At 60.9% G+C, this 26,748-nt stretch carries 24 protein-coding genes; 21 read left to right on the plus strand and 3 right to left on the minus strand.

The annotated features are described in order from the left end of the window. Nucleotides 1-283: 283 nt before the first annotated feature. Complete coding sequence (locus AC54XV_RS23080; RefSeq protein WP_003307908.1) at nt 284-577, minus strand: hypothetical protein; 294 nt, start codon at nt 575-577, stop codon at nt 284-286. A gap of 95 nt (nt 578-672) precedes the next feature. Here AC54XV_RS23080 and pbpC point away from each other — a divergent pair, with 95 nt between their 5' ends. Next, nucleotides 673-3,021 (plus strand): peptidoglycan glycosyltransferase PbpC, encoded by a 2,349-nt coding sequence (pbpC, locus tag AC54XV_RS23085; RefSeq protein ID WP_024642346.1) that lies wholly within the window; start codon nt 673-675, stop codon nt 3,019-3,021. Nucleotides 3,022-3,145: 124 nt separating this feature from the next. Here pbpC and AC54XV_RS23090 read toward each other — a convergent pair whose 3' ends face one another. Further along, nucleotides 3,146-3,553, minus strand: a complete 408-nt coding sequence (locus AC54XV_RS23090; protein WP_010427292.1) for a response regulator — start codon at nt 3,551-3,553, stop codon at nt 3,146-3,148. A gap of 42 nt (nt 3,554-3,595) precedes the next feature. Continuing rightward, the gene (locus tag AC54XV_RS23095; RefSeq protein ID WP_003399733.1) at nt 3,596-3,802 is read right to left on the minus strand and encodes a Flp family type IVb pilin; all 207 of its coding nucleotides are present in this window, start codon (nt 3,800-3,802) and stop codon (nt 3,596-3,598) included. Between the two features lie 331 nt (nt 3,803-4,133). Between AC54XV_RS23095 and cpaB the strand changes: the two genes are divergently transcribed. The 20 genes from cpaB (at nt 4,134) to AC54XV_RS23195 (ending at nt 26,747) form a co-directional block, all read left to right on the plus strand. After that, complete coding sequence (cpaB, locus tag AC54XV_RS23100) at nt 4,134-5,093, plus strand: Flp pilus assembly protein CpaB (protein WP_024642373.1); 960 nt, start codon at nt 4,134-4,136, stop codon at nt 5,091-5,093. A gap of 20 nt (nt 5,094-5,113) precedes the next feature. After that, nucleotides 5,114-6,364 (plus strand): type II and III secretion system protein family protein, encoded by a 1,251-nt coding sequence (locus AC54XV_RS23105; RefSeq protein WP_032654254.1) that lies wholly within the window; start codon nt 5,114-5,116, stop codon nt 6,362-6,364. After that, on the plus strand, nt 6,361-7,551 hold the full coding sequence (locus AC54XV_RS23110) for a CpaE/TadZ family protein (protein ID WP_032654256.1): 1,191 nt from the start codon (nt 6,361-6,363) through the stop codon (nt 7,549-7,551). The genes AC54XV_RS23105 and AC54XV_RS23110 overlap by 4 nt, the downstream gene beginning before the upstream one ends. Further along, nucleotides 7,551-8,807 carry a TadA family conjugal transfer-associated ATPase gene (locus tag AC54XV_RS23115; RefSeq protein ID WP_003399726.1) on the plus strand — a complete coding sequence of 419 codons (1,257 nt, stop codon included), beginning with the start codon at nt 7,551-7,553 and terminating at the stop codon, nt 8,805-8,807. Before AC54XV_RS23110 ends, AC54XV_RS23115 begins: the two co-directional genes overlap by 1 nt. An 18-nt stretch (nt 8,808-8,825) precedes the next feature. After that, nucleotides 8,826-9,710 (plus strand): type II secretion system F family protein, encoded by an 885-nt coding sequence (locus AC54XV_RS23120; RefSeq protein ID WP_032654259.1) that lies wholly within the window; start codon nt 8,826-8,828, stop codon nt 9,708-9,710. Between the two features lies 1 nt (nt 9,711). Next, nucleotides 9,712-10,596, plus strand: coding sequence for a type II secretion system F family protein (locus AC54XV_RS23125; RefSeq protein ID WP_024639762.1), 885 nt, complete (start codon nt 9,712-9,714; stop codon nt 10,594-10,596). Nucleotides 10,597-10,631: 35 nt separating this feature from the next. After that, on the plus strand, nt 10,632-11,369 hold the full coding sequence (locus AC54XV_RS23130) for a tetratricopeptide repeat protein (protein ID WP_024652318.1): 738 nt from the start codon (nt 10,632-10,634) through the stop codon (nt 11,367-11,369). Further along, nucleotides 11,366-11,638, plus strand: a complete 273-nt coding sequence (locus AC54XV_RS23135) for a DUF3613 domain-containing protein (protein ID WP_003399719.1) — start codon at nt 11,366-11,368, stop codon at nt 11,636-11,638. The genes AC54XV_RS23130 and AC54XV_RS23135 overlap by 4 nt, the downstream gene beginning before the upstream one ends. 106 nt (nt 11,639-11,744) lie before the next feature. Next, on the plus strand, nt 11,745-13,535 hold the full coding sequence (locus AC54XV_RS23140; protein ID WP_024639760.1) for a protein-disulfide reductase DsbD: 1,791 nt from the start codon (nt 11,745-11,747) through the stop codon (nt 13,533-13,535). A gap of 129 nt (nt 13,536-13,664) precedes the next feature. Next, nucleotides 13,665-14,117, plus strand: a complete 453-nt coding sequence (gene aroQ / locus AC54XV_RS23145) for a type II 3-dehydroquinate dehydratase (protein ID WP_002555369.1) — start codon at nt 13,665-13,667, stop codon at nt 14,115-14,117. A 76-nt stretch (nt 14,118-14,193) separates the two neighbouring features. Next, the gene (accB, locus tag AC54XV_RS23150) at nt 14,194-14,655 is read left to right on the plus strand and encodes an acetyl-CoA carboxylase biotin carboxyl carrier protein (protein WP_011269006.1); all 462 of its coding nucleotides are present in this window, start codon (nt 14,194-14,196) and stop codon (nt 14,653-14,655) included. A gap of 17 nt (nt 14,656-14,672) precedes the next feature. Then, nucleotides 14,673-16,016 (plus strand): acetyl-CoA carboxylase biotin carboxylase subunit, encoded by a 1,344-nt coding sequence (gene accC, locus AC54XV_RS23155; protein WP_003399697.1) that lies wholly within the window; start codon nt 14,673-14,675, stop codon nt 16,014-16,016. A gap of 137 nt (nt 16,017-16,153) precedes the next feature. Continuing rightward, nucleotides 16,154-17,032 carry a 50S ribosomal protein L11 methyltransferase gene (gene prmA, locus AC54XV_RS23160; RefSeq protein WP_003399696.1) on the plus strand — a complete coding sequence of 293 codons (879 nt, stop codon included), beginning with the start codon at nt 16,154-16,156 and terminating at the stop codon, nt 17,030-17,032. Nucleotides 17,033-17,056: 24 nt separating this feature from the next. Next, the gene (locus AC54XV_RS23165; RefSeq protein WP_011269007.1) at nt 17,057-18,379 is read left to right on the plus strand and encodes a DUF3426 domain-containing protein; all 1,323 of its coding nucleotides are present in this window, start codon (nt 17,057-17,059) and stop codon (nt 18,377-18,379) included. Nucleotides 18,380-18,695: 316 nt separating this feature from the next. Beyond that, nucleotides 18,696-19,709, plus strand: coding sequence for a tRNA dihydrouridine synthase DusB (gene dusB, locus AC54XV_RS23170; RefSeq protein ID WP_024639759.1), 1,014 nt, complete (start codon nt 18,696-18,698; stop codon nt 19,707-19,709). Continuing rightward, entirely contained in the window at nt 19,706-20,026 is a 321-nt protein-coding gene (fis, locus tag AC54XV_RS23175; protein WP_002555375.1) for a DNA-binding transcriptional regulator Fis, read from the plus strand. Before dusB ends, fis begins: the two co-directional genes overlap by 4 nt. 80 nt (nt 20,027-20,106) lie before the next feature. Then, nucleotides 20,107-21,711: a bifunctional phosphoribosylaminoimidazolecarboxamide formyltransferase/IMP cyclohydrolase gene (purH, locus tag AC54XV_RS23180; protein ID WP_004412006.1), complete on the plus strand. Its 1,605-nt coding sequence runs from the start codon at nt 20,107-20,109 to the stop codon at nt 21,709-21,711. Nucleotides 21,712-21,904: 193 nt separating this feature from the next. After that, the gene (purD, locus tag AC54XV_RS23185; RefSeq protein WP_003399692.1) at nt 21,905-23,200 is read left to right on the plus strand and encodes a phosphoribosylamine--glycine ligase; all 1,296 of its coding nucleotides are present in this window, start codon (nt 21,905-21,907) and stop codon (nt 23,198-23,200) included. Between the two features lie 91 nt (nt 23,201-23,291). Beyond that, complete coding sequence (gene retS / locus AC54XV_RS23190; protein ID WP_003399691.1) at nt 23,292-26,081, plus strand: hybrid sensor histidine kinase/response regulator RetS; 2,790 nt, start codon at nt 23,292-23,294, stop codon at nt 26,079-26,081. A 69-nt stretch (nt 26,082-26,150) separates the two neighbouring features. Next, the gene (locus tag AC54XV_RS23195) at nt 26,151-26,747 is read left to right on the plus strand and encodes a MarC family protein (protein ID WP_003313945.1); all 597 of its coding nucleotides are present in this window, start codon (nt 26,151-26,153) and stop codon (nt 26,745-26,747) included. The last annotated feature ends 1 nt before the right edge of the window (nt 26,748 follow it).

Genomic DNA, 26,748 nt, shown 5'->3' on the forward strand with positions numbered 1-26,748 from the left:
AATGGCCCGACACACCACAGCTCCAGTAGGAGCGACCGGGGCGGCGATCCGCATTGTTCGCGAAAGGGCCGGTACATCCGCTGAAGATGTATCGCCCGTACCAGAGCCTTCGCGAACAAGTTCGCTCCTACAAAAGTAAAAAGTGTCTCAGATGTGCGCCACAGAAACGATCGAGGCACCATACACAACTGCCCCGACACACCGCAGATCCAGTGGGAGCGAGCTTGCTCGCGAAGGCGTCGCCCCGTTCACCCGCCATGGCGGCGGGTTAGCCTTCAACGCATCAATGAATGATCCAGCTCAGCAACCAGAGGCCCAGCGCCAGCCAGATGATGCCAAGGATGATCGAAGCGCGCATGAAGGCGCGAACCGCCGAGTACAGCAGCATCAGGCCGATGACCAGTGCGATGATGCTGATCAGCGAGGTGTCCATGCCCAGCGTGCGAGACAAGCCATCGACAAAATTTCCCCCGGCATGGGTAAACCCGTTGAACAACCACGCCAGACCGTCGACAAAGAAGCGAATGATCGCGCCGATGGCCTGCCCGAGCCATTCAAAAAAGCCTTCTACCTGCATATGTACGTCCTGATTGGGGTCGTGAAGAAAATGGTCTGTCCGCTTTGGCTGTCGCAATGCGTGTCAGGTTCCGTGGATCATAAAGGCTCTTTGCGTTGAAACCTGAATTTCTTCTGCGCCTGCCGCGAACGTTCAAGTGGCTGGCGGGCGCGATCATGCTGCTGATCGCCCTCCTCTGGCTGGCTGACCGACTCTGGCCGCTGCCACTGCCCAGGGACGATCTGGCTCGCGTTGTGCTGGCCGAGGACGGTACACCACTGTGGCGCTTCGCCGATACCAATGGCGTATGGCGCTACCCGGTCAGCAACGAGCAGGTCTCGCCCTACTACCTCGAAGCCCTGCTAACCTACGAAGACCGCTGGTTCTACAGCCATCCCGGGGTGAACCCGCTGGCGCTGTTGCGCGCCACCTGGCAAAACCTCAGCGGTGCCCGTGTAGTCTCAGGCGGCAGCACACTGTCGATGCAAGTGGCGCGGTTGCTCGATCCGCATTCGCGTACGCTATCCGGCAAGTTTCGCCAGCTGTGGCGCACGCTGCAACTTGAGTGGCACCTGTCCAAGGATCAGATCCTCAATCTGTACCTCAATCGCGCCCCGTTCGGCGGCACACTGCAAGGCGTCGCAGCCGCCAGTTGGGCCTATCTGGGCAAGTCGCCGCAAAACCTGACCCGCGCCGAGGCGGCATTGCTGGCGGTGCTGCCACAGGCGCCTAGCCGTCTGCGTCCTGATCGTCACCCGCAGCGCGCGCAACAGGCCCGCGACAAGGTGTTGAGACGTCTGGCCGAGTTTCAGGTGTGGCCGCAAGCAAGCGTGAACGAAGCACTGGAAGAGCCTTTATGGCTGGCGCCGCGACAGGAACCGAGCCTGGCGCCGCTGCTGGCCCGACGCCTGAATCGACCCAACAGCCCGCCACTGATCCGCACCACGCTGGACGCCTCACTGCAACGACGCATGGAAGACCTGCTGATGGGCTGGCGCGCACGCCTCCCGGAACGAACGTCGGCAGCGATTCTGGTGGTCGAGGCTGAGAACATGGCCGTACGCGCGTACGTGGGCTCGGTGGACATCAACGACACCAAGCGTTTCGGCCATGTGGACATGGTCACCGCCCTGCGTTCACCGGGCTCGACGCTCAAGCCGTTCCTGTACGGCATGGCCATGGACGCCGGGCTGATCCATTCCGAATCGCTGATGCAGGATGTGCCGCGGCGCTATGGCGACTATCGACCGGGCAACTTTTCGAGCGGCTTCGGCGGACCGGTGGCAGTCAGTTCGGCGCTGTCGATGTCCCTCAACCTGCCTGCCGTGCAATTGCTGGAGGTCTACGGGCCGAAACGCTTCGCCGCCGAACTGCGCAATGGCGGCGTGCCCCTGAGCCTGCCGCCGCTGGCCGAGCCCAGTCTGGCACTGATTCTTGGTGGCGCGGGCAGTCGGTTAGAGGACTTGGTGACAGGCTACAGCGCCTTCGCGCGCGGCGGGCGCAGTGCCGATGTTCGATTGCAACCGCAGGACCGACTGCGCGAGCGGCGGATGATGTCACCGGGCGCTGCGTGGATCATTCGACGCATTCTCAGTGGCCAGTCGCGCCCGGACATCGACCCGCGCGCCGAGCTGGTACAGCGCCCGCAACTGGCCTGGAAAACCGGCACCAGCTATGGCTTCCGCGATGCCTGGGCGATTGGCGTCGGACCGCGCTTTCTGGTCGGTGTGTGGATCGGTCGGCCGGATGGCACACCGGTGCCGGGGCAGTTCGGGCTGGCTTCGGCAGCGCCGCTGATGCTTCAGGTGCACGATGTGCTGGTCAATCGCGACAGTCAGCGCGGGATCGCCGCACCGGTGCAACCCGTGCCGCTGAACGTCGGTGTAGCCGCCATCTGCTGGCCACTGGGTCAACCGATGAACAAAAGCGACCCCAATTGCCGGCGCCAACGTTTCGCCTGGACGCTGGACGGCACCACGCCACCCACCCTGCAAGCGGCCGACCAACCGCTCGGGCTGGGTTTGCAGGAGCGTGTCTGGGTCAATGCCAAGGGGCTGCGCGTCGCGGCCAATTGCCCGGACGCCCGAGCGCAGGACATCGCGCTGTGGCCTGCGCCTCTGGAGCCCTGGCTGCCCAGAGCAGAGCGACGCGATGCTCGCCTGCCACCCGCTGACCCGGATTGCCCACCGCAGAACCTGAACCTGGCGCCCCCGCTGAGCATTGTCGGTGTGCGCGAAGGCGACAACCTGCGCCTGCCTGCCACCAGCCGTCAGGCTTTACGCCTCACGCTCTCGGCACTCGGCGGCAGTGGCCATCGCTGGTGGTTTATCGATGGCAAACCTCTGGCAGACACCGACACCCGGCAAGACTTCACCCCCACCCTGAGCAAACCGGGGCGTTATCAGTTAAGCGTGCTGGACGAAAGCGGTCAGACGGCGCGGGTTGAATTCAGCGTGGTGGAGTGAGCGCAGACGGGTATGACGCAGAGCGTCACGAAAGGCATTCACACGCTGGAGCGTGGGGAACGATAGACCTTTGACTTCGTGCCCATACTCCGGCGTGAGCATGCTGTAGGGCGCGAGCCTGCCGTCACTGAACCTGAAAGATCTTCGGCTCGGGAAACAGGTTGTTGAGGGTTTCCAGCAAACGCACGTGATAGATCGGCTTGCGGAACAGGTCGAGCACATGCAGGCGCAGCAGGTCGCTGACGTCATCCATGTCGGCATGGCCGGAAGTGACGATAACGGGCAAATGCTGGCGTGAGGTGTGATCGCGCAGGTGACGGATCAGCTGGATGCCGCTTTCCTCCGGCATCCGCAGGTCAGTGATCACCAGCGCGATATCCGGATGGAGGGTCAACTGGTGCAAGGCCATCTTGACGGAAGACGCCGTGAAACAGCAGAACCCCTCACCTTCGAGCAGTTCTGCCAATTCCTCGTTTGCGTCCTCTTCGTCATCAACCAGAAGCAGTTGTTGGCGGATGGGGTGGACAGCCATGTGGTTATCTCAACAGGAATGAACTCAAAGCATATTAATCAACTAACTTACCGTAGTACCACCCAATCCAGTGACAATATCATTGAATTTTCCTTTGATAGCGTCCCCCAAGGGGGTCACGAACGCAAACAGTACCAGCGCCACCATGGCTACAATCACTGCGTACTCGATCGCCGATGCCGCCTCCTTGTCCTTGAAAAAAGACTGAATACGCGTGTAGATGCTGACGTACAACTGGGTAAGGAACATCTCATTTCTCCTTGCGCCTTCAGTGGCGCCAATAAACCTTCTTGCGCATATATCTCCTCGCAATATCAGCATTGCCCTCAATCAAAAAACCCACAATCTCAACAAAGCATTAACCGGAAAGTTATAGGTCTGCCCAGCCCTTTGCGCAAACTGCAGAAACGGCTATGCCATTCATCCGAAAGCATTTTTATACCAAAGCAGAATGGCGCTTTGATTGCCATGAGCTACCTTCACATAACGGACATTTGACCTTGTCCTCTATTACCTGCTGGTGAAATTGCCGCACCGCGTGTGTTGAAGTTGTCCTGCGATGACAAAGGGAAAAGTTGCCATGAGCAGTCGCATTACCCTGGTGCTTGCTGTCCTGTTTTTGTTGGGGGCGTTGATTGCCGCGTATCTGGGGATCGCCGTCAGCAAACCAGCCGAGGCACCTGCAGCTGTCATTCCGCCCAGCGAACCTGTCACCACCGAAACAGCGATCCAGACGCCTCCGACGCCTCCCGTCGAGGACGCTTTGCGTCACAACGTCGTGGTGTTGGCCCGGGATATCCCTGCCTACACCGCAATCACGGCCGATGACCTGACCATCGAGCGCCTCAAGGTCGCCCCACCCGGGAGCTTTGAAGCCATCGACAAGATCGTCGGGCGCAGCAGTTGGCGCACGCTGACCGCCGGAAGCTGGCTTGCGGAGAGCAACTTCGAAGCAGGCGGCACCCTGGCGCGGATGATTCGTCCTCACGAACGGGCCCTGGCGTTGCAGGTCGATGAAGTGACGGGCGCCTCCGGGCAACTCAGCCCCGGCGACTACGTGGATGTACTGCTTTACCTGCCTGAGGACGTGAGCAATCCGAATCGGTCGAGCCAGGTTGTGGTGCCTGCCCTGCGCATTCTCGGCGTTGGCGCGCTGCTCGGTCCGGACCGCAACGGCAAGCCGGTGCAGGACATCAACGCTGACGAACGCCTCAAACAGGAGCAGCAGCGGATCAACGCGCGAACCGTCACGGTCGCGGTGCCGCAAGCCCTGGTGGCGCGCCTGATGCTGGCGTCGCAAACCGGTGTGCTGCGTCTGGCCGTGCGCAGCGCCGACGAGGGCAACCTGCAGGATTACTGGGCCAACGAAGCCGGCGGCCCTGACGCTGCCGAGCGACTCGATTCAGCCAACCGCCAACTGGTCAGCTTCAGACAACTGAGCTTGGGCCCGGCCAGCGCGCCAACATCAGGCGCAACCCCGCGTACGTCTCGCGCTGTCGAGGTCATACGCGGTAACCAGATCACGCAACAAACTCCCTGATTGAGCAAGGATTGCATTTGATGAGCTGTTGTTCCGTGCCAGTTATAAAACCCCGTTTGCTGGCGTTAGTCATCGCAACATTGTGCGCGCCAGGCGCGTGGGCCGCTTCGGGCAGTTGTGCCGGCCTTGCCGCGATGCCGGCTGCCGTGGAAATTGACCAGGGCATTCAACAGGAGGTGCGCTCTGCGGTGCCCATCACCCGCATCGCCGTGGGTGATCCGAAAATCGCCGATGTACATGTCAACGGCAGCGACGGTTTTCTGTTGACCGGCGTCGCACAGGGGACGACCAGCCTGATGGTCTGGACCGCCTGCGCAAGCGCGCCACGCCAGAGCATGGTCTTCGTGCGTGGCCGGGCGACGACCGCCATGGTCGAGAGTGTCACCGCGCCGTCTGCCGATGCGCAGTTACCCAGCCAGGTGCAGACCGACATCCGTTTTATCGAAGTCAGCCGCACCAAACTCAAGGAGGCCAGCACCTCGATCTTCGGCAAAGGCTCGAGCAACTTTCTGTTCGGCGCGCCCGGCACGGTACCGGGCGTCAACGTCACACCTGGCGCTGTGGGCGGCATAACGCCGAGCATTCCGCTGAACAACAGCAATTTCAATATCGTCTGGGGCGGTGGCAGCAGCAAGGTGCTGGGCATGATCAACGCCATGGAAAACAGCGGCTACGCCTACACCCTGGCACGCCCCAGCCTGGTCGCCCTCAACGGGCAAAGCGCGAGCTTTCTGGCCGGCGGCGAATTCCCGGTGCCGGTGCCCAATGGTGAAGGCAACGGTATCTCCATCGAGTACAAGGAGTTTGGCGTGCGCCTGACCCTGACCCCGACTGTCGTGGGCCGGGATCGGATTCTGCTGAAGGTCGCGCCGGAAGTCAGCGAGCTGGATTTCTCGGCCGGCATCACCATCGCCGGGACCACCGTGCCAGCACTCAACATCCGCCGTACCGATACCAGCATTGCGCTTGCCGACGGCGAGAGCTTCGTGGTCAGCGGGCTGATCAGTTCCAGCAACAGCGGTTCGGTGGACAAGTTTCCCGGTCTTGGCGACATCCCGATTCTCGGTGCATTTTTTCGCAGCTCGCAAATCCAGCGCGACGAGCGCGAACTGCTGATGATCGTCACCCCGCATCTGGTCCAGCCACTGGCCGCCAACGCCCGGCTGCCGTCGCTGCCAGGTGAGGCACTGCGCACCTACGACCCGAGCTTCCCGCGTCTGTATTTTCTGGAAAACGGCGATTTCGACCGCCGCGACGGATTATCCAAATGAGCCAGAGCCTGAGCCAGACCTTTCTGGCAATCACCCGTAACAACACCGACCTGGAGTGGCTGCAAAGTGCTCTGGGTTCGCTGGGCCAGGTGGTCAGTGCCGGTACCGGCAGCCTCGACGACCTGCTCGCGCTGGTGGACGTGACGTTCGCCAGCGTGGTGTTCGTCGGGCTCGACCGTGAGCATTTGATGACCCAGAGCGCCCTGATCGAAAGTGCGCTGGAAGCAAAGCCGATGCTGGCCATCGTTGCGCTCGGCGATGGCATGGATAACCAGCTGGTGCTCAATGCCATGCGCGCCGGAGCCAGGGACTTCGTTGCCTATGGCTCTCGCTCCAGTGAGGTCGCCGGTCTGGTCAGACGCCTGAGCAAGCGCCTGCCCGCCGTGACGCCCAACCCGAACATGAGCGGCCTGTCGGTGCTGTATGGCGTACAAAGTGATGACGACGGGGCCTTGATCGCGACGCACCTGGCGATGGTCGTGCACAAGAGCGGGCAGCGCACGCTGCTGCTGGACCTCGGCCTGCCACGCGGCGACAGCCTGTTGATGCTCGGTCTTGAATCGACCTTCAGCTTCGGTGACGCCCTGCGCCACTTGCGCAGGCTCGATGCAACGCTGATCGACAGTGCTTTCACCACCAGCGAAAGCGGCCTGCGCATTCTGGCTTACAGCGAAGCCGACGATCATCTGGAACAGTCCAGTGCCGCCGAGCTTTATATGCTGCTCAGCGCGCTGCGCCAGCATTTTCAGCATGTGGTGGTGAACCTGGTAGGTCAGCCCGACAGCGAAGCCTTGCGCTCGCTGGTCAGCCATTGCGATCAGTTGCTCTGGTACACCGACCAGAGCGTGCTGGGCTGTCGACGCAACCTGACGGTACTCAACAACTGGCGCGAAAAAGGCATGAAAATGCAGCACGCCGGCCTGCTGGTCGATCGTTATCAGCGCTCGGTCGCGCCCAATTCCGAAACCGTGAGCAAAACCTTCGGCCTGCCGGTGCTGGCGGTACTGCCGCTTGCGCCGGAGCTGCGCCTGAACGCCAAGAATCAGGGCGTGACACTGTTCGAACTGGCGTCACGCGACGCGCTGTGCTCCGGGCTGCGGCGGCTTGGCGAGCATCTGGCACGGCATACCGAGGCTCGCGAGAAAGCCGTTCAGGGCTGGCTCGCTCGACTGTGGGGGAACCGGTAATGGCGGAGAAACTGTTTGGCGTCTCATCGCGTACGCAAGGCAAGCCTGACGACGGGCAAGGCCTGAAACTGGTGCTGCACCGTTACATCATCGACGGCATGGAAGAAAGCGGCAAAAGCCTGCTCGAAGGCTCACGACCGGCCCTGGCGCAGTTCGTCATCGACAAGGTGGCCGAATACGTCGCACGGCTGCGGCTGGCCATCTCGCGTTACGAAATGGAGCGCCTCGCTGAAGAACTGGTCGACGAACTGACCGGCTTCGGCCCGCTGGAAGTGCTGCTGCGCGACACCTCGGTGACGGAAATTCTGGTCAACGGGCCAGGCAAGGTCTTTGTCGAGCGCGATGGCGTGCTGCACCACACCGACCTGCGCTTTATCGATTCGCACCACGTCGAGCGCGTGATGCAACGCATCTTGGCACCCCTTGGGCGGCGTCTGGACGAGTCTTCACCGATGGTCGACGCACGCCTGCCCGATGGCAGCCGGGTCAACGCCATCATTCCGCCCATTGCGCTGGACGGCCCTTGCCTGTCGATCCGGAAATTCCGCAAGGACATGCTCAAGAGCGCCGACCTGGTGGCCATGCAGACCATCGATCAGTCGATTTTCGAGTTCTTCCAGGAGGCCGTCGGCAAACGCTGCAACATTCTGGTCAGCGGCGGTACCGGCACGGGCAAGACCACCATGCTCAACGTGCTGAGCCAGTTGATCGACAGCCATCAGCGTCTGGTGACCATCGAGGACGTCGCCGAGCTGCAGCTCAGCCACCCGCATGTGGTGCGCCTGGAAACCCGCCCGCCCAACGCCGAAGGGCATGGCGAGGTGCGCGCCAGCGACCTGATCCGCAACTCGCTGCGGATGCGCCCGGACCGCATCATCCTCGGCGAGATTCGCGGTGTCGAAGTGCTGGACGTATTGACCGCGATGAACACCGGCCACGACGGCTCGATGAGTACCGTGCACGCCAACAATGCACAGGATGCTCTGCTGCGTCTGGAAACGCTGGTGGGCCTGACCGGGCGGCTGATCCCGGAAAAGACCCTGCGCCAGATGGTCTGCGCGGCGCTGGATGTGATTATCCAGCTGACGCGCCTGCCTGACGGGCGCCGCTGTGTCAGTGAAGTGGTGGAAGTGGTCGGCATACGCGATGACATCTATGTCACCAATACCCTGTTTCGCGTTGATCGCCGCACCGGGGTCGGCTTCATGCGCGAAGCGGCCCATGCCGCTGGCGACAAGCTGCGGCCTGGCTACTGACATGCTCAAGGAGTCGGCATGAGTGCGTCTCTGGTACTGGGCCTGATCTCCTTGCTGCTGTTTATTGCGTCCATTCGCATGTTCTACCTGGCGCTCAATCAGGGAGCCAGTGAACGGGTCCGGCAGCGGCTGATGGCCGGACAAGTGCAGCCCGTGGCTGAAAAGACCGGTTGGAGCTACCTGGATCGGGCCTTTTTGCGCGCCGGGCTGGGACAGCCGACCAAACGCATGGGCCTGGCCTTGTCGCTGTATGCGCTGCTGATACTGATCGGCTACGCAACGGCCGGCGTCGTCGGTGCGCTCAGCGTGCTGCTGGCGGTACCTCTGACACTGCGTGCGTTCGTTTCATGGCGCTATGAGGTGCGCGTGCGCCGCATGATCCAGCAACTGCCGCAATTGCTCGACCATACCGTGCGCAGCCTCAAGTCCGGCAGAACCCTGGCCGACGCCGTGCTGCACGGCATCGACGCCACCGACCAGCCGCTCAAGGACGGCATGAGCCGGATCGAGCGTAACGTACAACTGGGGGTCAGCCTGCCGGATGCGGCAAGGGACTTTGCCGAACTGTATGAGCGCGATGAGTTTCACCTGTTCGCCATCGGCTTGCGGGTCAATCACCGCTACGGCGGCAATGCCAGCGAGCTGATGGAAAACCTGATCAAGCTGATTCGTGATCGGGAACAGGCCGGTCGCCAATTGCGCGCCATGACCGGCGAAACCCGAATGACTGCCGTGGTGCTGGCGCTGCTGCCGATCAGCATGGCTGGTTACTTTCTGGCGGTGAATCCCAGCTATCTGCTGCATATGTGGGATGACGAAAGCGGCAAGATCATGCTGAGCGCGGCCTTCGCCCTGCAGGTCACGGGGTGCGTGGTGTTGTGGCGCATGTTGAGGAGCATTTGAGATGGAACTATTATTCGCCGCCATGATGCTTGCCGCTGCCGCATTTTTGCTGTTGTCAGGCATAGCCCGTCAACGTAGCAATGAACGCCTGGTGGCCAGACGCTTGAGGGGCCAGGTGATCCGCGAGAGCCGCATCGGCAGCCTGTTGCGGTTGCTCGGTGACACCCGCATAGGTCAACGCAGCATCAGCCTGGATTCGGAAACCCAGATATTGCTCAACCGCATCGGCTGGCGGCGCGCCAGTAAACGCTCGTTGTTCGCAGCCTGCCAGGTCGGCGTTCCGGTCGGCCTGATGGTCGTGGCCATCCTCGGCCAGATGCTGTTTTTCAAAGGCGTCCAGCAACCGCTCATCGCGCCTATCTTTGCCCTGGGCGCCGGCTATCTGCTGCCCAAGCGGATTCTGGCGAGCGTGGCTCGGCGCCGTCAGAAACAAGTGGTGGTGGAAATCTCTACCTTTATCCCGTTGCTGCGCATCCTGTTCGAGTCCGGCATGGCGGTCGAGCAGGCGCTTCGGGTGCTCAGCAACGAAGGTAAAGACCTGTTGCCGGTACTGTCCGAGGAAATCCGCGTGGTGCTGATGCGCGTCGATTCCGGTCTGGAACTGGGTGAAGAACTGAGAAAAACCGCCGCTGTGCTGGACGTCGACGAGCTGAGCGACACCTGTGTGATCCTCAATCAACTGATTCATCAGGGCGGTGGCGCATTGAAGTCCCTGCTCACGCTCAAGCAACTGATCGACGACCGACGCCTGACCCGCCTGCAGGAATACATTTCCAAACTCTCGGCAAAAATGTCGGTGGTCATGATGGTGTTTCTGTTCCCCGCCCTGCTGATTGTGCTGGCCGGGCCCGGATTTATGGCAATAAGCCGCGCACTGGGCAGTTGACCCGGTATTACCTGTGCACGAAAGGACGCATTGCAATGAAACCAGTGATCGTACTACTCGGGCTGCTGTTGCTGGGCGGATGCGCCAGTGATGGTCGCCCCCTCTGGACGCAGACCACGGCTCAGGCGGGCCAGTGCCCCAAGCTGACCTCGGATCAGGAGTTCTCCCTGAATCTGGCTCAGAACATGGCCGACGAAGGCCGGCTGCATGCCAGCCTTGCCAACCTGGAAAGCCTGCCCGACAGCCTGGGCGAAGTCCGCTTGCGCAAGGCCCGGGTGTTGCGGCTATTAGGCAGCAACGAGGCAGAGCCTCTGTACCGCAGCCTGCTGGGCACCTGCCGGGCAGCCGAGGGTGAGCATGGCCTCGGGCAACTGGCTGCGGCGCGTGGTGACAACGCGCTGGCACAGCAACACCTGCTGATGGCCAGCAAGCTGCAACCGACCGATGAAAAGATCCGTAATGACCTGGGCGTCGTCTACCTCAATCAGCTGAAACTGGAACAGGCACGCTTTCAGTTCCTGACGGCCATGGAGCTCAAACAATCGGACTCGCTGGCAGCGGTGAACCTGGCCACGCTGCTGATCTATCAGAACAACTGGACGCAGGCCGCCGAACTGGCGTCGCGGGCCGGGCTGACGCCTGAACAGGTGACCGATGCCCAGGCGCGCGCCGAGCAATTGAGAAAGCCCCTTGCCGCTCCGCGAGCATCTGCACGGCCCATTGCGAGCCTGACAGGGGAAAATGATCGTCAGCCCCAGGAGGTACGACCATGAAGCGCATGATACTCACCGGGTGTGTACTGCTGTTGAGCGCAGGAGATGCCTGGGCGGACAACCATGAAACTTCGCCTTCTGAAACCCGGCAGACCGAGACCTGGCTGCAGCTTCAGGCCAGCGGCAAGGCGGCTTCGCCGACGCCGCAGGTCAATACCGCTGCAGAACGCGACCTCAGTCTGCAACGCTGGCTGGACACCTATAAGTACAAGATCCCGGATTTTTACGATCAGGAGGCTGGCGGCAGCTTTTCCTCGGGCAAGAAATAATTCCGAACCGATAGTGGGCCTGCTGACACCCACTCTTACAACCTGCGCTCGGCAGGCCGCCGGGCACTCCGTTATCATGCGCGGACTTTCGATCTTCGAGACTGCCATGCGCCGTTTGTTATGCCTGCTGCTATTGATCCTGGCCCTGCCCGCCTCCGGCGCCGGTCTGCTGGACAGCCGTCCCTCATCCACCCTGGGCGGTGGCTCGCTGGATAACAGCAAGGACTTCCTGCCTGTGCGTCAGGCCTTTCAGTTGAGCCTGATCGAGACGACGCCGGAGTCGATCAAACTGAGGCTGGTCGCTACCGACGGCTACTACCTGTATCGCCACCGCTTCCAGTTCCGCACCGAGCCTGCCGACATCGGCCTTGGCCAAGCGCAACTGCCCAAGGGCGAGCAGAAACACGACGAGTACTTTGGTGATGTCGAGGTCTATCATGGCATTCTCGATATCGACCTGCCACGCAAACCCGGTGAACAGCGCCCCTTCACCCTCGCCGTCACGTACCAGGGCTGCGCCGACAAGGGCTTGTGCTATCCACCTGAAACCGAGCGTTTGAGCATTGGTGATGTGGCCGCCAGCCCGGCCGAGCAAGCCTCTGCCACCCCACCCGCCGCCACAGCAGCCTGGAGCTGGAAAGAACTGGCGCTGTTTTTTCTCGCCGGCGTAGGCCTGACCTTTACCCCGTGTGTACTGCCGATGCTGCCGATTCTGTCCGGCGTGGTACTGCGCGGTCAGGTAGGCGGATTGCGCGGGCTGAGCCTGTCTCTCGCTTATGTACTGCCGATGGCGGCGTGCTTTGCCCTGCTGGGCGCGCTGATGGGCGTGTTCGGTGCAGGCCTTAACCTGCAGGCGCGCTTGCAATCGGCCTGGGTACTGGTGCCGTTCTCGGCATTCTTCGTGATCTTCGCCATTGCCATGTTCGGCGCTTTCGAACTGCGCCTGCCGCAGTCCATCAGCTCTCGCCTGGACCGTATCGCCGGCAAGACCCAGGGCGGTTCCTTGTGGGGGGCAGCGGTCTTGGGCGTGGTCTCCAGCCTGTTGGTGTCACCTTGCGTATCGGCGCCTCTGGCCGGTGCGCTGTTGTACATCAGCGCCAGCGGCGATGCGCTCGGCGGCGCTCTGAAACTGTTTGCGCTGGGGCTGGGCATGGGCGCGCCGCTGTTGCTGATCGCAACCGGTGGTGCCACATGGCTGCCGAAAAGCGGCCCTTGGCTGGTGACGGTCAAAAATGCCATCGGTGTGCTGCTGCTGGGACTGGCAATCGGCCTGCTGAGCCGCGTGCTGCCAGGACAGGTCACGTTGTTGCTGGTGGGTCTGCTGTCGGCCGGTGTCGCGCTGTTTCTCGGTGCGCTGGAATTCAACATCAAAACCACACGGCAAAAACTCGCCCAGTTGCTGGGGCTGGCGCTGCTGGTCTATGCGCTGGCGTGCTGGTACGGCGCGCTGTCCGGGCAGACCGACCCCATGCGCCCGCTGGGTCGCGAATACGTCACGGCAAATAACGGGGCAGCAGCTCCGGTCGCGTCACAGTGGCAGACGATCACCACCTCCGCCGAACTGGACCGTGTGATGCAGGAAGCCCAGCGCGAGGGCAAACCGCTGGTGCTGGACTGGTATGCCGACTGGTGCATCAGTTGCAAGGTCATCGAACACGAAGTCCTGCCTGACCCGGGTGTGGTCGCCCGCTTGTCGGGTTACAAACAGGTGCGTTTCGACATGACCGACAGCAACGCAGAGCAACGCGCTCTGCTCGACCGGTACAAGCTGTTTGGCCCGCCAGCGCTGCTTTTCTTCGATAAAAACGGCGAAGAACGGCAAACTGTGCGGGTTATCGGCGAAATCGACGCAGCAGGCCTGATTGAGCGTCTGAACAGCGCCAATGACCAAAACTGACACCTGAGTCACAAACTTTGCGCGAATATCGCTCATTGTGCTGGCTACTGTTGTTAACTGGACAGTCCATTGCCCTTCCGGCATAGTCGCCGGGCGTAAACCGCTCGCAGACAATAAAAGGAACACGCAATGGCGACCATCCTGGTCCTTCACGGACCCAACCTGAACCTGCTGGGCACTCGGGAACCCGGGGTCTACGGCACTATCACCCTGCCTCAGATCAATCAGGACCTGGAGCAGCGCGCTCGCGATGCCGGTCACCATCTGATGTATCTGCAAAGCAACGCCGAGTACGAACTGATCGACCGCATTCACGCTGCCCGCGGCGAGGGTGTGGATTTTATTTTGATCAATCCGGCCGCTTTTACGCACACCAGCGTTGCAATACGTGACGCGCTGATGGGAGTGAGCATCCCATTCATCGAAGTGCATTTATCAAACGTGCACAAACGCGAACCTTTCCGCCATCACTCCTACTTTTCAGATGTCGCTGTAGGAGTGATCTGTGGCCTGGGTGCCAGTGGATACCGACTGGCCCTGGAAGCCGCCCTGGAACAACTGGCCGCCAGTGCCAAGCCATGACGAGTCCAGCCTGAAGCTGACCATATGGCTTGAGCCGGCCGACACATTGCCCTTACAGAACCTTGGGAGTTGATTAATGGATATTCGCAAAGTCAAGAAACTGATCGAATTGCTGGAAGAGTCCGGCATCGACGAGCTGGAAATCCGTGAAGGCGAAGAATCCGTACGGATCAGCCGTCACAGCAAGACGCCGGCACAGCCTTACTACGCACCGGCTCCGGTTGCTGCGCCTGCAGCGGCTCCGGCTCCTGCAGCAGCACCGGTTGCGGCCGCTCCAGAAGCGCCATCGGCTCCGAAACTGAACGGCTTTGTGGTCCAGTCGCCAATGGTCGGTACGTTCTACCGTACCCCGGCGCCTACTTCGCCTGCATTCGTCGAAGTCGGCCAGACCGTCAAGCAAGGCGACACCATCTGCATCGTCGAAGCGATGAAAATGATGAACCACATCACGGCAGAAACCAGCGGTGTGATCGAATCCATCCTGGTAGAAAACGGTCAGCCGGTTGAGTTTGACCAGCCGCTGTTCACAATCGTTTGACCCGGGGAGAGCCTGCGATGTTGGAAAAAGTTCTGATCGCCAACCGCGGCGAAATTGCCTTGCGCATCTTGCGTGCCTGTAAAGAACTGGGCATCAAGACCGTCGCTGTACACTCCACCGCAGATCGCGAGCTGATGCACCTGGGCCTGGCAGACGAAACCGTCTGCATCGGTCCGGCACCGGCCAATCTGTCCTACCTGAACATTCCGGCGATCATTTCGGCTGCCGAAGTGACCGGCGCCACCGCGATCCATCCGGGTTACGGGTTTCTCGCCGAGAACGCCGACTTCGCCGAACAGGTCGAAAAATCCGGCTTTGCCTTCATCGGCCCAAAAGCAGACACCATTCGCTTGATGGGTGACAAGGTTTCCGCCAAGGACGCCATGAAGCTGGCCAACGTGCCGACCGTTCCCGGTTCCGACGGCCCGCTGCCGGAAGACGAAGCCACCGCTCTGCGCATTGGTCGTGAAGTCGGTTACCCGGTGATCATCAAGGCCGCCGGTGGCGGTGGTGGTCGCGGCATGCGTGTGGTTCATCGCGAAGAAGACCTGATCGAAGCCGCTTCCCAGACCCGCGCCGAAGCAGCCGCCTGGTTCAGCAACCCGATGGTCTACCTGGAAAAATACCTGACCAACCCACGTCACGTGGAAGTTCAGGTGATTTCCGACGGTCAGGGCCAGGCCATCCACCTGGGCGATCGTGACTGCTCGCTGCAGCGCCGCCATCAGAAGGTTCTGGAAGAAGCGCCGGCACCGTTCATCGATGAAAAGGCGCGCGAGGATGTTCTGGCTGCCTGCGTCAAGGCGTGTATCGATATCGGCTATCGCGGTGCGGGTACGTTCGAGTTCCTGTACGAGAACGGTCGTTTCTACTTCATCGAAATGAACACCCGTGTTCAGGTGGAGCACCCGGTTTCGGAAATGGTCACCGGCATCGACATCGTCAAGGAGATGCTCAGCATCGCCGCCGGCAACAAACTGTCGTATACCCAGGATGACGTGGTCATCAAGGGCCATGCGCTGGAATGCCGGATCAACGCCGAAGACCCGAAGACCTTCGTGCCAAGCCCGGGTCTGGTCAAGCACTTCCATGCACCGGGCGGCAACGGCGTACGGGTCGATTCGCACCTGTACAGCGGCTACAAGGTACCGTCCAACTATGACTCGCTGATCGGCAAAGTGATCACCTGGGGCGCGACCCGCGAAGAAGCCATGGCACGCATGCGCAATGCCCTGGACGAAATCGTGGTCGACGGGATCAAGACCAACATCCCGCTGCACCGCGACCTGACCCGCGATGAAGGCTTCTGCGAAGGCGGAGTCAACATCCACTACCTGGAGCACAAACTGGCCAATCAATAAGCCAGTCTGCTTCACGACGACAAAGCCGCAGTGATGCGGCTTTGTTGTTTGCAGCGCATAGCAGTAAACTTGCCCGCTTCCTGCGGCCGCACTGGCCTTACTAGCCACACTTATTTCCAAATCGAAGGTAATCCGCCATGCCTTGGCTGCAAGTCCGTCTCGCCATCAGCCCGGAACAAGCCGAAACCTACGAAGACGCTCTTCTTGAAGTCGGCGCCGTGTCCGTGACATTCATGGACGCCGAAGACCAGCCGATTTTCGAGCCCGAACTCAATACCACGCCGCTGTGGGCACACACCCACCTGCTGGCGCTGTTCGAAGCCGACACCAATGCCGAGATGGCCCTGGCGCACCTGAGCCTGCTGACCGGCGAAGAATTGCCCGAGCACAGCGCTGAAGTCATCGAAGATCAGGACTGGGAACGCAGCTGGATGGATAACTTCCAGCCGATGTGTTTTGGCAAGCGCCTGTGGATCGTGCCGAGCTGGCATGCCGCACCGCAACCGGACGCCGTGAACCTGCTGCTCGATCCGGGTCTGGCGTTCGGCACCGGGACCCACCCGACCACCGCGCTGTGCCTCGAGTGGCTGGATGGCCAGGACCTCGACGGCTGCAACGTGCTGGATTTCGGCTGCGGCTCGGGCATTCTGGCCATCGCCGCACTGCTGCTGGGTGCCGAACAGGCTGTCGGCACCGATATCGACGTACAGGCACTGGAAGCGTCTCGTGACAATGCCGGACGCAACGATATCGCGGCCGAACGCTTCCCGCTGTACCTGCCCGAGGATCTGCCACACCAGCAGGCCGACGTGCTGGTCGCCAACATTCTGGCTGGCCCGCTGGTCTCATTGGCGCCGCAACTGGCAACCCTGATCAGGACCGGCGGACGCCTGGCGCTGTCAGGCATCCTTGCCGAACAGGGTGAGGAAGTCGCGGCAGCCTACGCTGACAGTTTTGAGCTGGACCCGATCGCAAACCGAGATGGCTGGGTACGCATCACGGGTCGCCGCCGTTAACCGCCGCTTCAACCGGACAGCCGCATGACCGACAGTTTCGTCACCCAGTGCCCGCACTGCCAGACCAGTTTCAGAGTCAGTCACGCTCAACTGAGCGTGGCCCGTGGCGTGGTGCGTTGCGGAGCCTGCCTGCAGGTGTTCAACGCAGCACGGCAGTTGCTCGAGCAACGCGCCAGCGATGACGCCGAGAAAGAGGCCCTGCCCGCCTCGCCGGTGGTCGCAGCCCTGCCCGAACCGGAGTTTCTGCCGACGCCAGTTCCCGAGCCCGAGCTGAAGCCTCAGCCGGAGCCGGAAAAGTTGCCCGAAGAGGACGACCCCTGGCAGGTCAGCGAACTGGATCTGGACAATCTCAATCTGGACGAAGAACTGGCTCGCCTCGAACAACGCGAGACCCGCAGGCCTGACACCTTTGCCCGCCCCGTCAGCGATATCGGCAACGACGATGTGAGCCTGACTGCGAAGCGTGACAGTCGTCAGAGCGACGAAGCGGCATGGGTCGATACACTGCATAACGATGATGTCGAGCAACTGCCCGAGCTGCATGCCGAGGTTATCGCGGATACCGACCCTGCAGAAGCTGCGGAGCCGCCGGAGGACGACAAACGCACCGAGCCGTCGCTTTCACTGGACAACGATCTGGACGATGACGAGCCGCCGATGCCGGTCATCATTCAGCGCAAAGCCCCGCCTGCCGAGAAGGTCGAGCGCTGGTCAGCGGTGGATGACGATGATGAAGACCACGACCATGAGCCGGAGCCTGAAACCCGGGGCAAGCGCAGCCGCAACGAACCGGCAGTGCGCGACCAGACACTTCTTGATCTGACCGACGATCCTTTACAGCTGGACTGGCAACGGCCCAAACCACGCTGGGGCAGACGCCTGGCCTGGGGCCTGTTGATCGTACTGGCGCTGACGGGCCTGGCAGGACAGTACGTCTGGTACCACTTCGATCAGTTGGCACGCCAGGATCAATATCGCCCGTTGTTTCAGCAGATTTGCCCGCAGGTTGGCTGCAAGGTGCCGAGCAAGGTCGACATTTCCCAGCTCAAGAGCAGCAACCTGGTCGTGCGCAGCCACCCGGAGTTTCAGGGGGCGCTGGTGGTCGATGCGATCATCTACAACCGCGCCTCGTTTTCCCAGCCGTTTCCGCTGCTGGAGCTGCGCTTTTCCGATACCGGCGGTCAGTTGATTGCCAGTCGTCGGTTCAAGCCCAGCGAATACCTGAGCGGCGAAATGGCCGGCAAGGAAGAGATGCCACCCCAGACGCCGATCCATATTGCGCTGGATATCCTTGATCCTGGCGCCAAGGCCGTGAACTACAGCCTGAACTTCCGCTCGCCGGAATGACACACCCGACGCCCAGGCGTCGGTCAAGACTGCATCTTTACACGCTGTTTTCAGCAAATAACACTGCACGATCGCAGAAATTTCGCTACAAAACACCCTCTGACCAGCCTTGTCGAGCACGGGTACGAGCTGTTCAGATTTTATCCAATTCAGCCTTTATCCAGTCATCGAGAGCGGGTATCATGCCAACCCTTTTTCAAACTCTCGGTTCGTTCTGACGGTGGCGCATGCGGCTGGCGGGATGAGCCGTTGCAGACCGGGTGAAACGGTTTTTACACGGCCTGCGGATGATTTGGCCTCCACAACAGGTAAGGCTATGTCGGCAGTACGCATCGGCCCATATACAGTGCAAAACGGCTTGATCCTCGCCCCGATGGCGGGCGTCACCGACCAGCCTTTCCGTCAGCTGTGCCGAAGACTCGGTGCCGGCCTGGTGGTTTCGGAGATGGTCACCAGTGACATGAGCCTGTGGAACAGCCGCAAATCGCGTCTGCGCATGATCCACGAAGGTGATCCCGAGCCGCGCTCGGTACAGATCGCCGGTGGTGATCCGCAAATGCTGGCAGACGCAGCACGTGCCAATGTCGAACTGGGTGCCCAGATCATCGACATCAACATGGGTTGCCCGGCCAAGAAAGTCTGTAACAAGGCAGCAGGCTCGGCGCTGTTGAAAGATGAACAATTGGTCAACGACATCCTGCAGGCCGTCGTGGCTGCGGTCGATGTACCGGTCACGCTGAAGATCCGCACCGGATGGGATCGCGACAACCGAAATGGCCTGACAGTGGCGAAAATCGCCGAGCAGGCAGGTATTCAGGCACTGGCGGTACACGGGCGAACCCGTGCCGACCTGTACACCGGCGAGGCCGAGTACGACACCATTGCCCTGATCAAACAGGCCGTGTCGATACCGGTCTTTGCCAATGGCGACATCGATTCACCGGAAAAGGCCCGGCACGTGCTGAAGGCTACCGGTGCAGACGGATTACTGATTGGCAGGGCCGCACAGGGGCGTCCCTGGATTTTTCGCGAGATAGAACACTTCCTGCGTACCGGAGAAACACTCCCGGCGCCGCAGTCGAGTGAAGTGGAACGCATTCTGCTTGAGCATCTGGCAGCGCTCCACGTTTTCTATGGAGACGTGATGGGCGTGCGCATTGCACGCAAACACGTCAGTTGGTATCTCGCAACGCTGCCGGGCGCCAGAGAGTTTCGCGCCCACTTCAATCGTTTGGAAGATACGGAAGCACAGTGCGCCAACGTCCGGGAGTTCTTCAGCCAAGGCTGCAAGGGCCCGGATAACGAGAATGATAAAGAGGTGGCCGCATGACGATGATGACCGAGACTTTAGTGAGTGGAACAACACCCGTGAGCGACAACGTCAATTTGAAACAGCACCTCAACACGCCGAGCGAAGAGGGTCAGACCCTGCGCGGAAGTGTCGAGAAGGCGCTGCACAATTATTTCGCCCACCTCGAAGGCGCATCCGTCACTGACGTCTACAACCTGGTGTTGTCGGAAGTCGAGGCTCCGCTTCTGGAAAGCGTGATGAACTACGTCAAGGGCAACCAGACGAAGGCCTCCGAGCTGCTGGGGCTCAATCGCGGCACGCTGCGCAAGAAACTCAAACAGTACGATCTGCTTTAAAGCATTCAAAACAGAAAAGGCGACCTTGCACCGCGGTCGCTTTTTTTTGCTGACTTCTTTTGCTTTTGATGGAAATCGAGATGACCGACCAGACTACCCGCCTGCCGATCCGCCGCGCTCTGATCAGCGTATCCGACAAGACAGGAATCCTTGAGTTTGCCCGCGAGCTTGAAGCGCTGGGCGTCGAGATTCTTTCCACTGGCGGTACGTTCAAGCTGCTCAAGGACAACGGTGTCGCGGCAGTCGAAGTGGCCGACTATACCGGCTTCGCTGAAATGATGGACGGCCGGGTCAAGACCCTGCACCCCATGATCCATGGCGGGATTCTGGGTCGTCGCGGCATAGACGACGCCATCATGACCGAGCACGGCATCAAGCCGATCGATCTGGTTGCGGTCAATCTGTACCCGTTTGAAGCCACTGTCTCCAAGCCGGGCTGCGACCTGCCCACCGCCATCGAAAACATCGACATCGGCGGCCCGACCATGGTCCGCTCCGCGGCGAAGAACCACAAGGACGTCGCCATCGTGGTCAATGCCGGCGATTACGGCCAGGTCCTGGAAAGCCTCAAGGCCGGTGGCCTGACCTACGCCCAGCGCTTCGACCTGATGCTCAAGGCGTTCGAGCACACCGCCGCCTACGACGGCATGATCGCCAACTACCTGGGCGGCGTCGACCAGACCGCCGAAACCCTGAGTACCGAAGGCCGCAGCCAGTTCCCGCGCACCTTCAACACCCAGTTCGTCAAGGCTCAGGAAATGCGCTACGGCGAGAACCCGCACCAGAGTGCCGCGTTCTACGTCGAAGCCAAACCTGCCGAGGTCGGCATCGCCACCGCCACCCAGTTGCAAGGCAAGGAGCTGTCGTTCAACAACGTGGCCGATACCGATGCCGCACTGGAATGCGTCAAGAGCTTCGTCAAACCGGCCTGCGTGATCGTCAAGCACGCCAACCCCTGCGGTGTGGCGGTCTGCCCGGATGATGAAGGCGGCATTCGTCAGGCTTACGAACTGGCCTACGCCACCGATTCCGAGTCGGCATTTGGCGGCATCATCGCCTTCAACCGCGAGCTGGACGCTGCAACCGCCAAGGCCATCGTCGAGCGTCAGTTCGTCGAAGTGATCATCGCACCGAGCGTCAGCGCCGAAGCCCGCGCCATCGTCGCCAGCAAAGCCAACGTGCGCCTGCTGACCAGCGGCCAGTGGAGCGAGCGCCTGCCTGCGTGGGACTACAAGCGTGTCAATGGCGGCCTGCTGGTACAGAGCCGTGACATCGGCATGATCACCGAAGCCGACCTCAAGGTCGTCACCCGGCGTGCGCCGACCGAACAGGAAATGCATGACCTGATCTTCGCCTGGAAAGTCGCCAAGTACGTCAAGTCCAACGCCATCGTCTACGCCCGCAACCGCCAGACCGTCGGCGTCGGTGCAGGCCAGATGAGCCGCGTGAACTCGGCACGTATCGCTGCCATCAAGGCTGAACACGCCGGGCTGCAGGTTCAGGGCGCGGTCATGGCCTCCGATGCCTTCTTCCCGTTCCGTGACGGCATCGACAACGCGGCCAAGGTCGGCATCACCGCTGTCATACAGCCAGGCGGCTCGATGCGTGACAATGAAGTGATCGCTGCGGCCGACGAAGCCGGCATCGCGATGGTGTTTACCGGCATGCGCCATTTCAGGCACTAAAGGCAGCTTCAAGCTTCAAGCTTCAAGCTTCAAGCTTCAAGCTTCAAGCTTCAAGCTTCAAGCTTCAAGCTTCAAGCTAAAGCCTAGCGTACTAACCATTCAACGCCACAAGCTAAACACTGCGCTTTTACTTGCAGCTTGCAGCTTGCAGCTTTTAGCTAACAGCTTGTAGCTACTCCAAAGGAGTCTGTTTTTGAATATTTTGATCATTGGCAGCGGCGGTCGTGAACACGCCCTGGCATGGAAAGTCGCCCAGGACCCGCGCGTGCAGAAGGTGTTTGTCGCACCGGGCAATGCGGGCACGGCGATCGAGGCCAAATGCGAGAACGTGGCCATCGACGTTCTGGCACTGGAGCAACTGGCGGATTTCGCTGAAAAGAACGTTGCGCTGACCATCGTCGGCCCTGAAGTACCGCTGGTTGCAGGCGTCGTCGACCTGTTCCGCAGCCGTGGCCTGGACTGTTTCGGCCCGACTGCCGGCGCTGCGCAGCTCGAAGGTTCCAAGGCGTTTACCAAGGACTTCCTGGCGCGCCACAAGATTCCTACTGCCGACTATCAGAACTTCACCGAGATCGAGCCTGCCCTGGCCTATCTGCGTGAAAAGGGCGCGCCTATTGTCATCAAGGCCGACGGCCTGGCCGCAGGCAAGGGCGTGATCGTCGCCATGACCCTGGCAGAAGCCGAAGACGCCGTACGTGACATGCTGGCTGGCAACGCCTTTGGCGACGCCGGTTCGCGCGTTGTCATCGAAGAGTTTCTCGATGGCGAAGAAGCCAGTTTCATTGTCATGGTCGACGGCAAGAATGTATTGCCCATGGCCACCAGCCAGGACCACAAGCGCGTCGGCGACGGCGACAGCGGGCCGAACACCGGCGGCATGGGTGCCTACTCCCCTGCCCCGGTGGTCACCGCCGAGGTCCATCAACGTGTCATGGACCTGGTTATCTGGCCGACCGTCAGGGGCATGGCCGATGAAGGCAACGTTTACACCGGCTTCCTCTATGCTGGTCTGATGATCGATAAAGCGGGTAACCCGAAAGTCATCGAGTTCAATTGCCGCTTCGGCGACCCGGAAACCCAGCCGGTCATGCTGCGTCTGCAATCGAGCCTGGTACTGCTGGTCGAAGCTGCACTGGCGCAGGCGCTGGACAAGATCGAAGCACAGTGGGACCCGCGCCCGAGTCTGGGTATCGTGCTGGCCGCCGGGGGTTATCCTGGCGACTACGCCAAAGGCGCGGTCATCGAAGGTCTGGACGCAGCGGCACAGCTCGAAGGCAAGATCTTCCATGCAGGCACAGCCTTGCAGGATGAACGTGTCGTGACCAGCGGTGGTCGTGTACTGTGTGCCACAGCACTAGGTGACAGCGTGGGCAACGCGCAGGAAAATGCCTACGCGCTGGCCGCAAAAGTCGACTGGCAAGGGTGTTTCTACCGCAAGGACATTGGCTACCGAGCCATTGCCCGTGAGCGTGGCGAAGACCAGGAATAATCGATCGGACCAGCCTCTTCAAACAGAGGCTGGCCGGTTGCTCCGGTATTCGCGGTTTTTACCAGGCATTCACTCACGAAGGGATTTCATTGTGCGCTGGCTCAGGATTGCCATAGCCTCAACCGTCGGACTGCTGACTCTGCTGTTCATGCTTTCGGCACAGGCCGAGCATGGTGCAGGCTGGTCGACGCTGCTCGACGAAAAGGCCCACCTGACGCTGGATGAAATCCGCTCGGCGCGCTATCAGAATCAATTCAGCCCCATCGAGCTGGAACGTGTCACGGCTGCGGATCGCGACAGCGCATTATGGCTGCACTACCGCCTGCAACCGACCCAGCACGAGCAATTGCTGCGCATCTTCGCCCCGGACCTGTCCAGCGCCGACATGTATGTCATGGACGGCGATCGACAGATTGATCATGTACGCACGGGCAATGACGTACCGATTGAAGATCAGCGACTGCCGTCCAACGATTTCCTGCTGCCGGTTCCGCAAAGCTCGGCCCCGCTGGATATCTATCTGAGGCTGGTCTCCGCGCAGAAAATGCGCCCCAGCATTACCCTTGAACCGGCCATCGCAAGCGCCGCCAATGAGACTCAGCCATTGCTGTTCGGGCTGCTGTTTGGCGCACTGTCCATGCTGATCGTGCAGAACCTGACGCGTTACGGGCACACCCGGTCGCGCAGCAATCTGTGGCTGGCCGCCTGCGAATCGTTACTCGGGCTCAGTGCCCTGTTGCTCCTCAACCTGCTGCGCCCGATCGACCCGTGGAATATCGCGCAAACCCCGAGCGCGCACCTGGCACTGTTGCTGGCCGCTGTCGCAGGCCTGATCTACACCTACTGTTTCTTCGTCCACCGCAATGCCCGCAAGCTCGATCGCCTGTTGCTGGGCAACGCGGTGCTCATGGGGATCGGCGCCCTGCTGGTGCTGTTCGACGAAAAGCTGCCGATCAATTTCCTGACGTTCGGCCTGGTCTCGTTGACGACATTGAGCATTCTGGCGGTGTCGATGTGGCACTGGCAGAAGGGCTATCGCTCGGCACGCCTGTTTGTCCTGGGGATGATCACCTTCAATATCGGCTACATGGTGGTCCTGCCCGGCCTGCTGTGGCTGAGCCTGGTGCCGCCGCAATGGCTCATACTGGCGCTGCTCAGCGTGTTCTGCATCAGCGGTGTGCTGATGAGCCTGGCGCTCAGCGAACGCCATCGCAGCATCACCGAAGACCGTTTCAGCATCAGCCGCGATCAGGCGGCCAGCACCGCCGAAATCAACGCCAAAGCCGAGTTTCTGGCCAAGATCAGCCACGAGATTCGCACCCCGATGAATGGCGTGCTGGGCATGACCGAGCTGCTGCTCGGCACCCCGCTGTCGGTCAAGCAGCGCGATTACGTGCAGACCATCCACAGTGCCGGTAACGAACTGCTGACGCTGATCAACGAGATTCTCGACATCACCAAGCTCGAGTCAGGACAGATCGAACTGGACGACGTGCAGTTCGACATCGGCGCGCTGGTCGAGGACTGCCTGAATATCTTCCGCGCCAAGGCCGAGCAGCAACAGGTCGAACTGATCAGCCAGATCCAGCCGCAGGTGCCACGTGTCATCAATGGTGATCCGACTCGCCTGCGCCAGACACTGCTGAGCCTGCTGGAAAATGCCCTGAAGAAGACCGACGAAGGGGAAATTCTGCTGGCCGTATCCCTTGAGTCATCGAAAAGCGGCAATACGCGGCTGCGTATTTCGGTGCAGGACAGCGGCGAATCGCTTTCCGACGAAGAGCGTGAAGAGCTGCTGCACGCCGAACTGCACAGCCGTAACTTCCTGGCCAGCAGCCGGCTCGGCGGCCACCTCGGGCTGGTGATCGCTCGTCAGTTGATCGTACTGATGGATGGCGAGTTCGGCATTCAGAACACGGGGGCGCAAGGTAATACGCTGTGGCTGAACCTGCCGCTGGACGCAAAGCTGCTTGAACAGCCGACCATCGATCTGGACAGCCCGCTCAAAGATGCCAGGGTGCTGGTGGTCGACGACAACGACACGTGCCGCAAAGTGCTGGTCCAGCAATGCAGCGCCTGGGGCCTGAATGTCAGCGCCGTGGCGTCCGGCAAGGAGGCACTGGCCCTGCTCAGAACCAAGGCGCACCTGCGCGACTATTTCGATGTGGTCCTGCTCGATCAGAACATGCCAGGCATGACCGGCATGCAACTGGCCGCCAAGATCAAGGAAGATCCAAGCCTGAATCACGACATTCTGTTGATCATGCTGACCGGCATCAGCAATGCGCCCAGCAAGATCATCGCGCGCAACTCCGGCATCAAGCGCATTCTGGCCAAACCGGTGGCAGGCTACACGCTCAAGACCACGCTGGCCGATGAACTGACTCAGTTGAACAAGGGTGTCGTGTCGAACAAGCCTGGCCCGGTCGTGACTCCGCCGGTCAACGTCCCTGGCGACTTCCGGATTCTGGTGGCCGAAGACAACAGCATTTCGACCAAGGTCATCCGCGGCATGCTCGGCAAGCTCAACCTCAACCCCGATACCGCGAGTAATGGCGAAGAGGCGTTACGTGCCATGAAGGCGCAGCGTTATGACCTGGTGTTGATGGACTGCGAGATGCCGATACTCGACGGCTTCTCGGCCACCGAGCAATTGCGCGCCTGGGAAGTCGGCAATCAGCGTGTACGTACCCCGGTCGTTGCACTGACCGCGCATATTCTCACCGAGCACAAGGACCGCGCGCGCCAGGCCGGCATGGACGGCCACATGGCCAAGCCCATCGAATTGTCCCAGTTGCGCGAGCTGGTGGAGCACTGGGTGGCGCACCGTGACAAGGCCCGCGGGCTGACGTCGGACGGCGAGCACTATCGGCAAAACTGACAGCGACGGGAAAGGCCTGTGGCCTGATAGACTGGCGATGCCATCCACCTGCTGCTGTGAGTCGAAGCCATGCTTCACGTGTTGTTCAGCGTCTATCTGAAAATGCTGGTGCTTTACAGCCCGTTTTTCGTTCTTTCCTGCTTCATCAGCCTCACGCGTGGTCACTCGCGCAAGGAACAGCGACGCCTGGCCTGGAAGGTGGCACTGGCGACACTGGTTTCCAGCGTATTGCTCTATCTGTTCGGACGCGTGATTTTCGATGTATTCGGCATCACCGTGGATGCGTTCCGGATTGGTGCCGGCAGCGTGCTGTTCATATCGGCACTGGGCATGGCCCAGGGCAAGTCGGCGGTGCAGACCGACAATATCCAGCAGGATGTGACCATCGTTCCTTTGACCATCCCGCTTACCGTCGGCCCCGGCACGATCGGTGCGCTGCTGGTCATGGGCGTCAGTCAGCCCCACTGGGACGACAAACTCACCGCCATCCTGAGTATTGCGCTGGCCAGCCTGACCGTAGGCGTCGTGCTTTACCTCTCCAACCGTATCGAACGAATCCTCGGCGATCAGGGTTTGCAGATTGTCAGCCGCTTGATGGGGTTGTTCGTCTGTGCGCTGGCCGCGCAAATCATCTTCACCGGCATCCGGGGCTACCTGCTGCCCTGAC

It is taken from the genome of Pseudomonas fragariae (ex Marin et al. 2024) (genome assembly GCF_059621105.1).

Bases quoted from the DNA above. Each gene is read 5' to 3' on its own strand.
- prmA (WP_003399696.1), top strand. From the start codon at position 16,154: ATGCCTTGGCTGCAAGTCCGTCTCGCCATCAGCCCGGAACAAGCCGAA.
- AC54XV_RS23105 (WP_032654254.1), top strand. From the start codon at position 5,114: ATGAGCTGTTGTTCCGTGCCAGTTATAAAACCCCGTTTGCTGGCGTTA.
- dusB (WP_024639759.1), top strand. From the start codon at position 18,696: ATGTCGGCAGTACGCATCGGCCCATATACAGTGCAAAACGGCTTGATC.
- AC54XV_RS23110 (WP_032654256.1), top strand. From the start codon at position 6,361: ATGAGCCAGAGCCTGAGCCAGACCTTTCTGGCAATCACCCGTAACAAC.
- AC54XV_RS23120 (WP_032654259.1), top strand. From the start codon at position 8,826: ATGAGTGCGTCTCTGGTACTGGGCCTGATCTCCTTGCTGCTGTTTATT.
- AC54XV_RS23125 (WP_024639762.1), top strand. From the start codon at position 9,712: ATGGAACTATTATTCGCCGCCATGATGCTTGCCGCTGCCGCATTTTTG.
- AC54XV_RS23130 (WP_024652318.1), top strand. From the start codon at position 10,632: ATGAAACCAGTGATCGTACTACTCGGGCTGCTGTTGCTGGGCGGATGC.
- purH (WP_004412006.1), top strand. From the start codon at position 20,107: ATGACCGACCAGACTACCCGCCTGCCGATCCGCCGCGCTCTGATCAGC.
- AC54XV_RS23140 (WP_024639760.1), top strand. From the start codon at position 11,745: ATGCGCCGTTTGTTATGCCTGCTGCTATTGATCCTGGCCCTGCCCGCC.
- accB (WP_011269006.1), top strand. From the start codon at position 14,194: ATGGATATTCGCAAAGTCAAGAAACTGATCGAATTGCTGGAAGAGTCC.
- accC (WP_003399697.1), top strand. From the start codon at position 14,673: ATGTTGGAAAAAGTTCTGATCGCCAACCGCGGCGAAATTGCCTTGCGC.
- aroQ (WP_002555369.1), top strand. From the start codon at position 13,665: ATGGCGACCATCCTGGTCCTTCACGGACCCAACCTGAACCTGCTGGGC.
- AC54XV_RS23195 (WP_003313945.1), top strand. From the start codon at position 26,151: ATGCTTCACGTGTTGTTCAGCGTCTATCTGAAAATGCTGGTGCTTTAC.
- AC54XV_RS23090 (WP_010427292.1), bottom strand. From the start codon at position 3,553: ATGGCTGTCCACCCCATCCGCCAACAACTGCTTCTGGTTGATGACGAA.
- fis (WP_002555375.1), top strand. From the start codon at position 19,706: ATGACGATGATGACCGAGACTTTAGTGAGTGGAACAACACCCGTGAGC.
- AC54XV_RS23115 (WP_003399726.1), top strand. From the start codon at position 7,551: ATGGCGGAGAAACTGTTTGGCGTCTCATCGCGTACGCAAGGCAAGCCT.
- AC54XV_RS23135 (WP_003399719.1), top strand. From the start codon at position 11,366: ATGAAGCGCATGATACTCACCGGGTGTGTACTGCTGTTGAGCGCAGGA.
- AC54XV_RS23080 (WP_003307908.1), bottom strand. From the start codon at position 577: ATGCAGGTAGAAGGCTTTTTTGAATGGCTCGGGCAGGCCATCGGCGCG.
- cpaB (WP_024642373.1), top strand. From the start codon at position 4,134: ATGAGCAGTCGCATTACCCTGGTGCTTGCTGTCCTGTTTTTGTTGGGG.
- AC54XV_RS23165 (WP_011269007.1), top strand. From the start codon at position 17,057: ATGACCGACAGTTTCGTCACCCAGTGCCCGCACTGCCAGACCAGTTTC.
- AC54XV_RS23095 (WP_003399733.1), bottom strand. From the start codon at position 3,802: ATGTTCCTTACCCAGTTGTACGTCAGCATCTACACGCGTATTCAGTCT.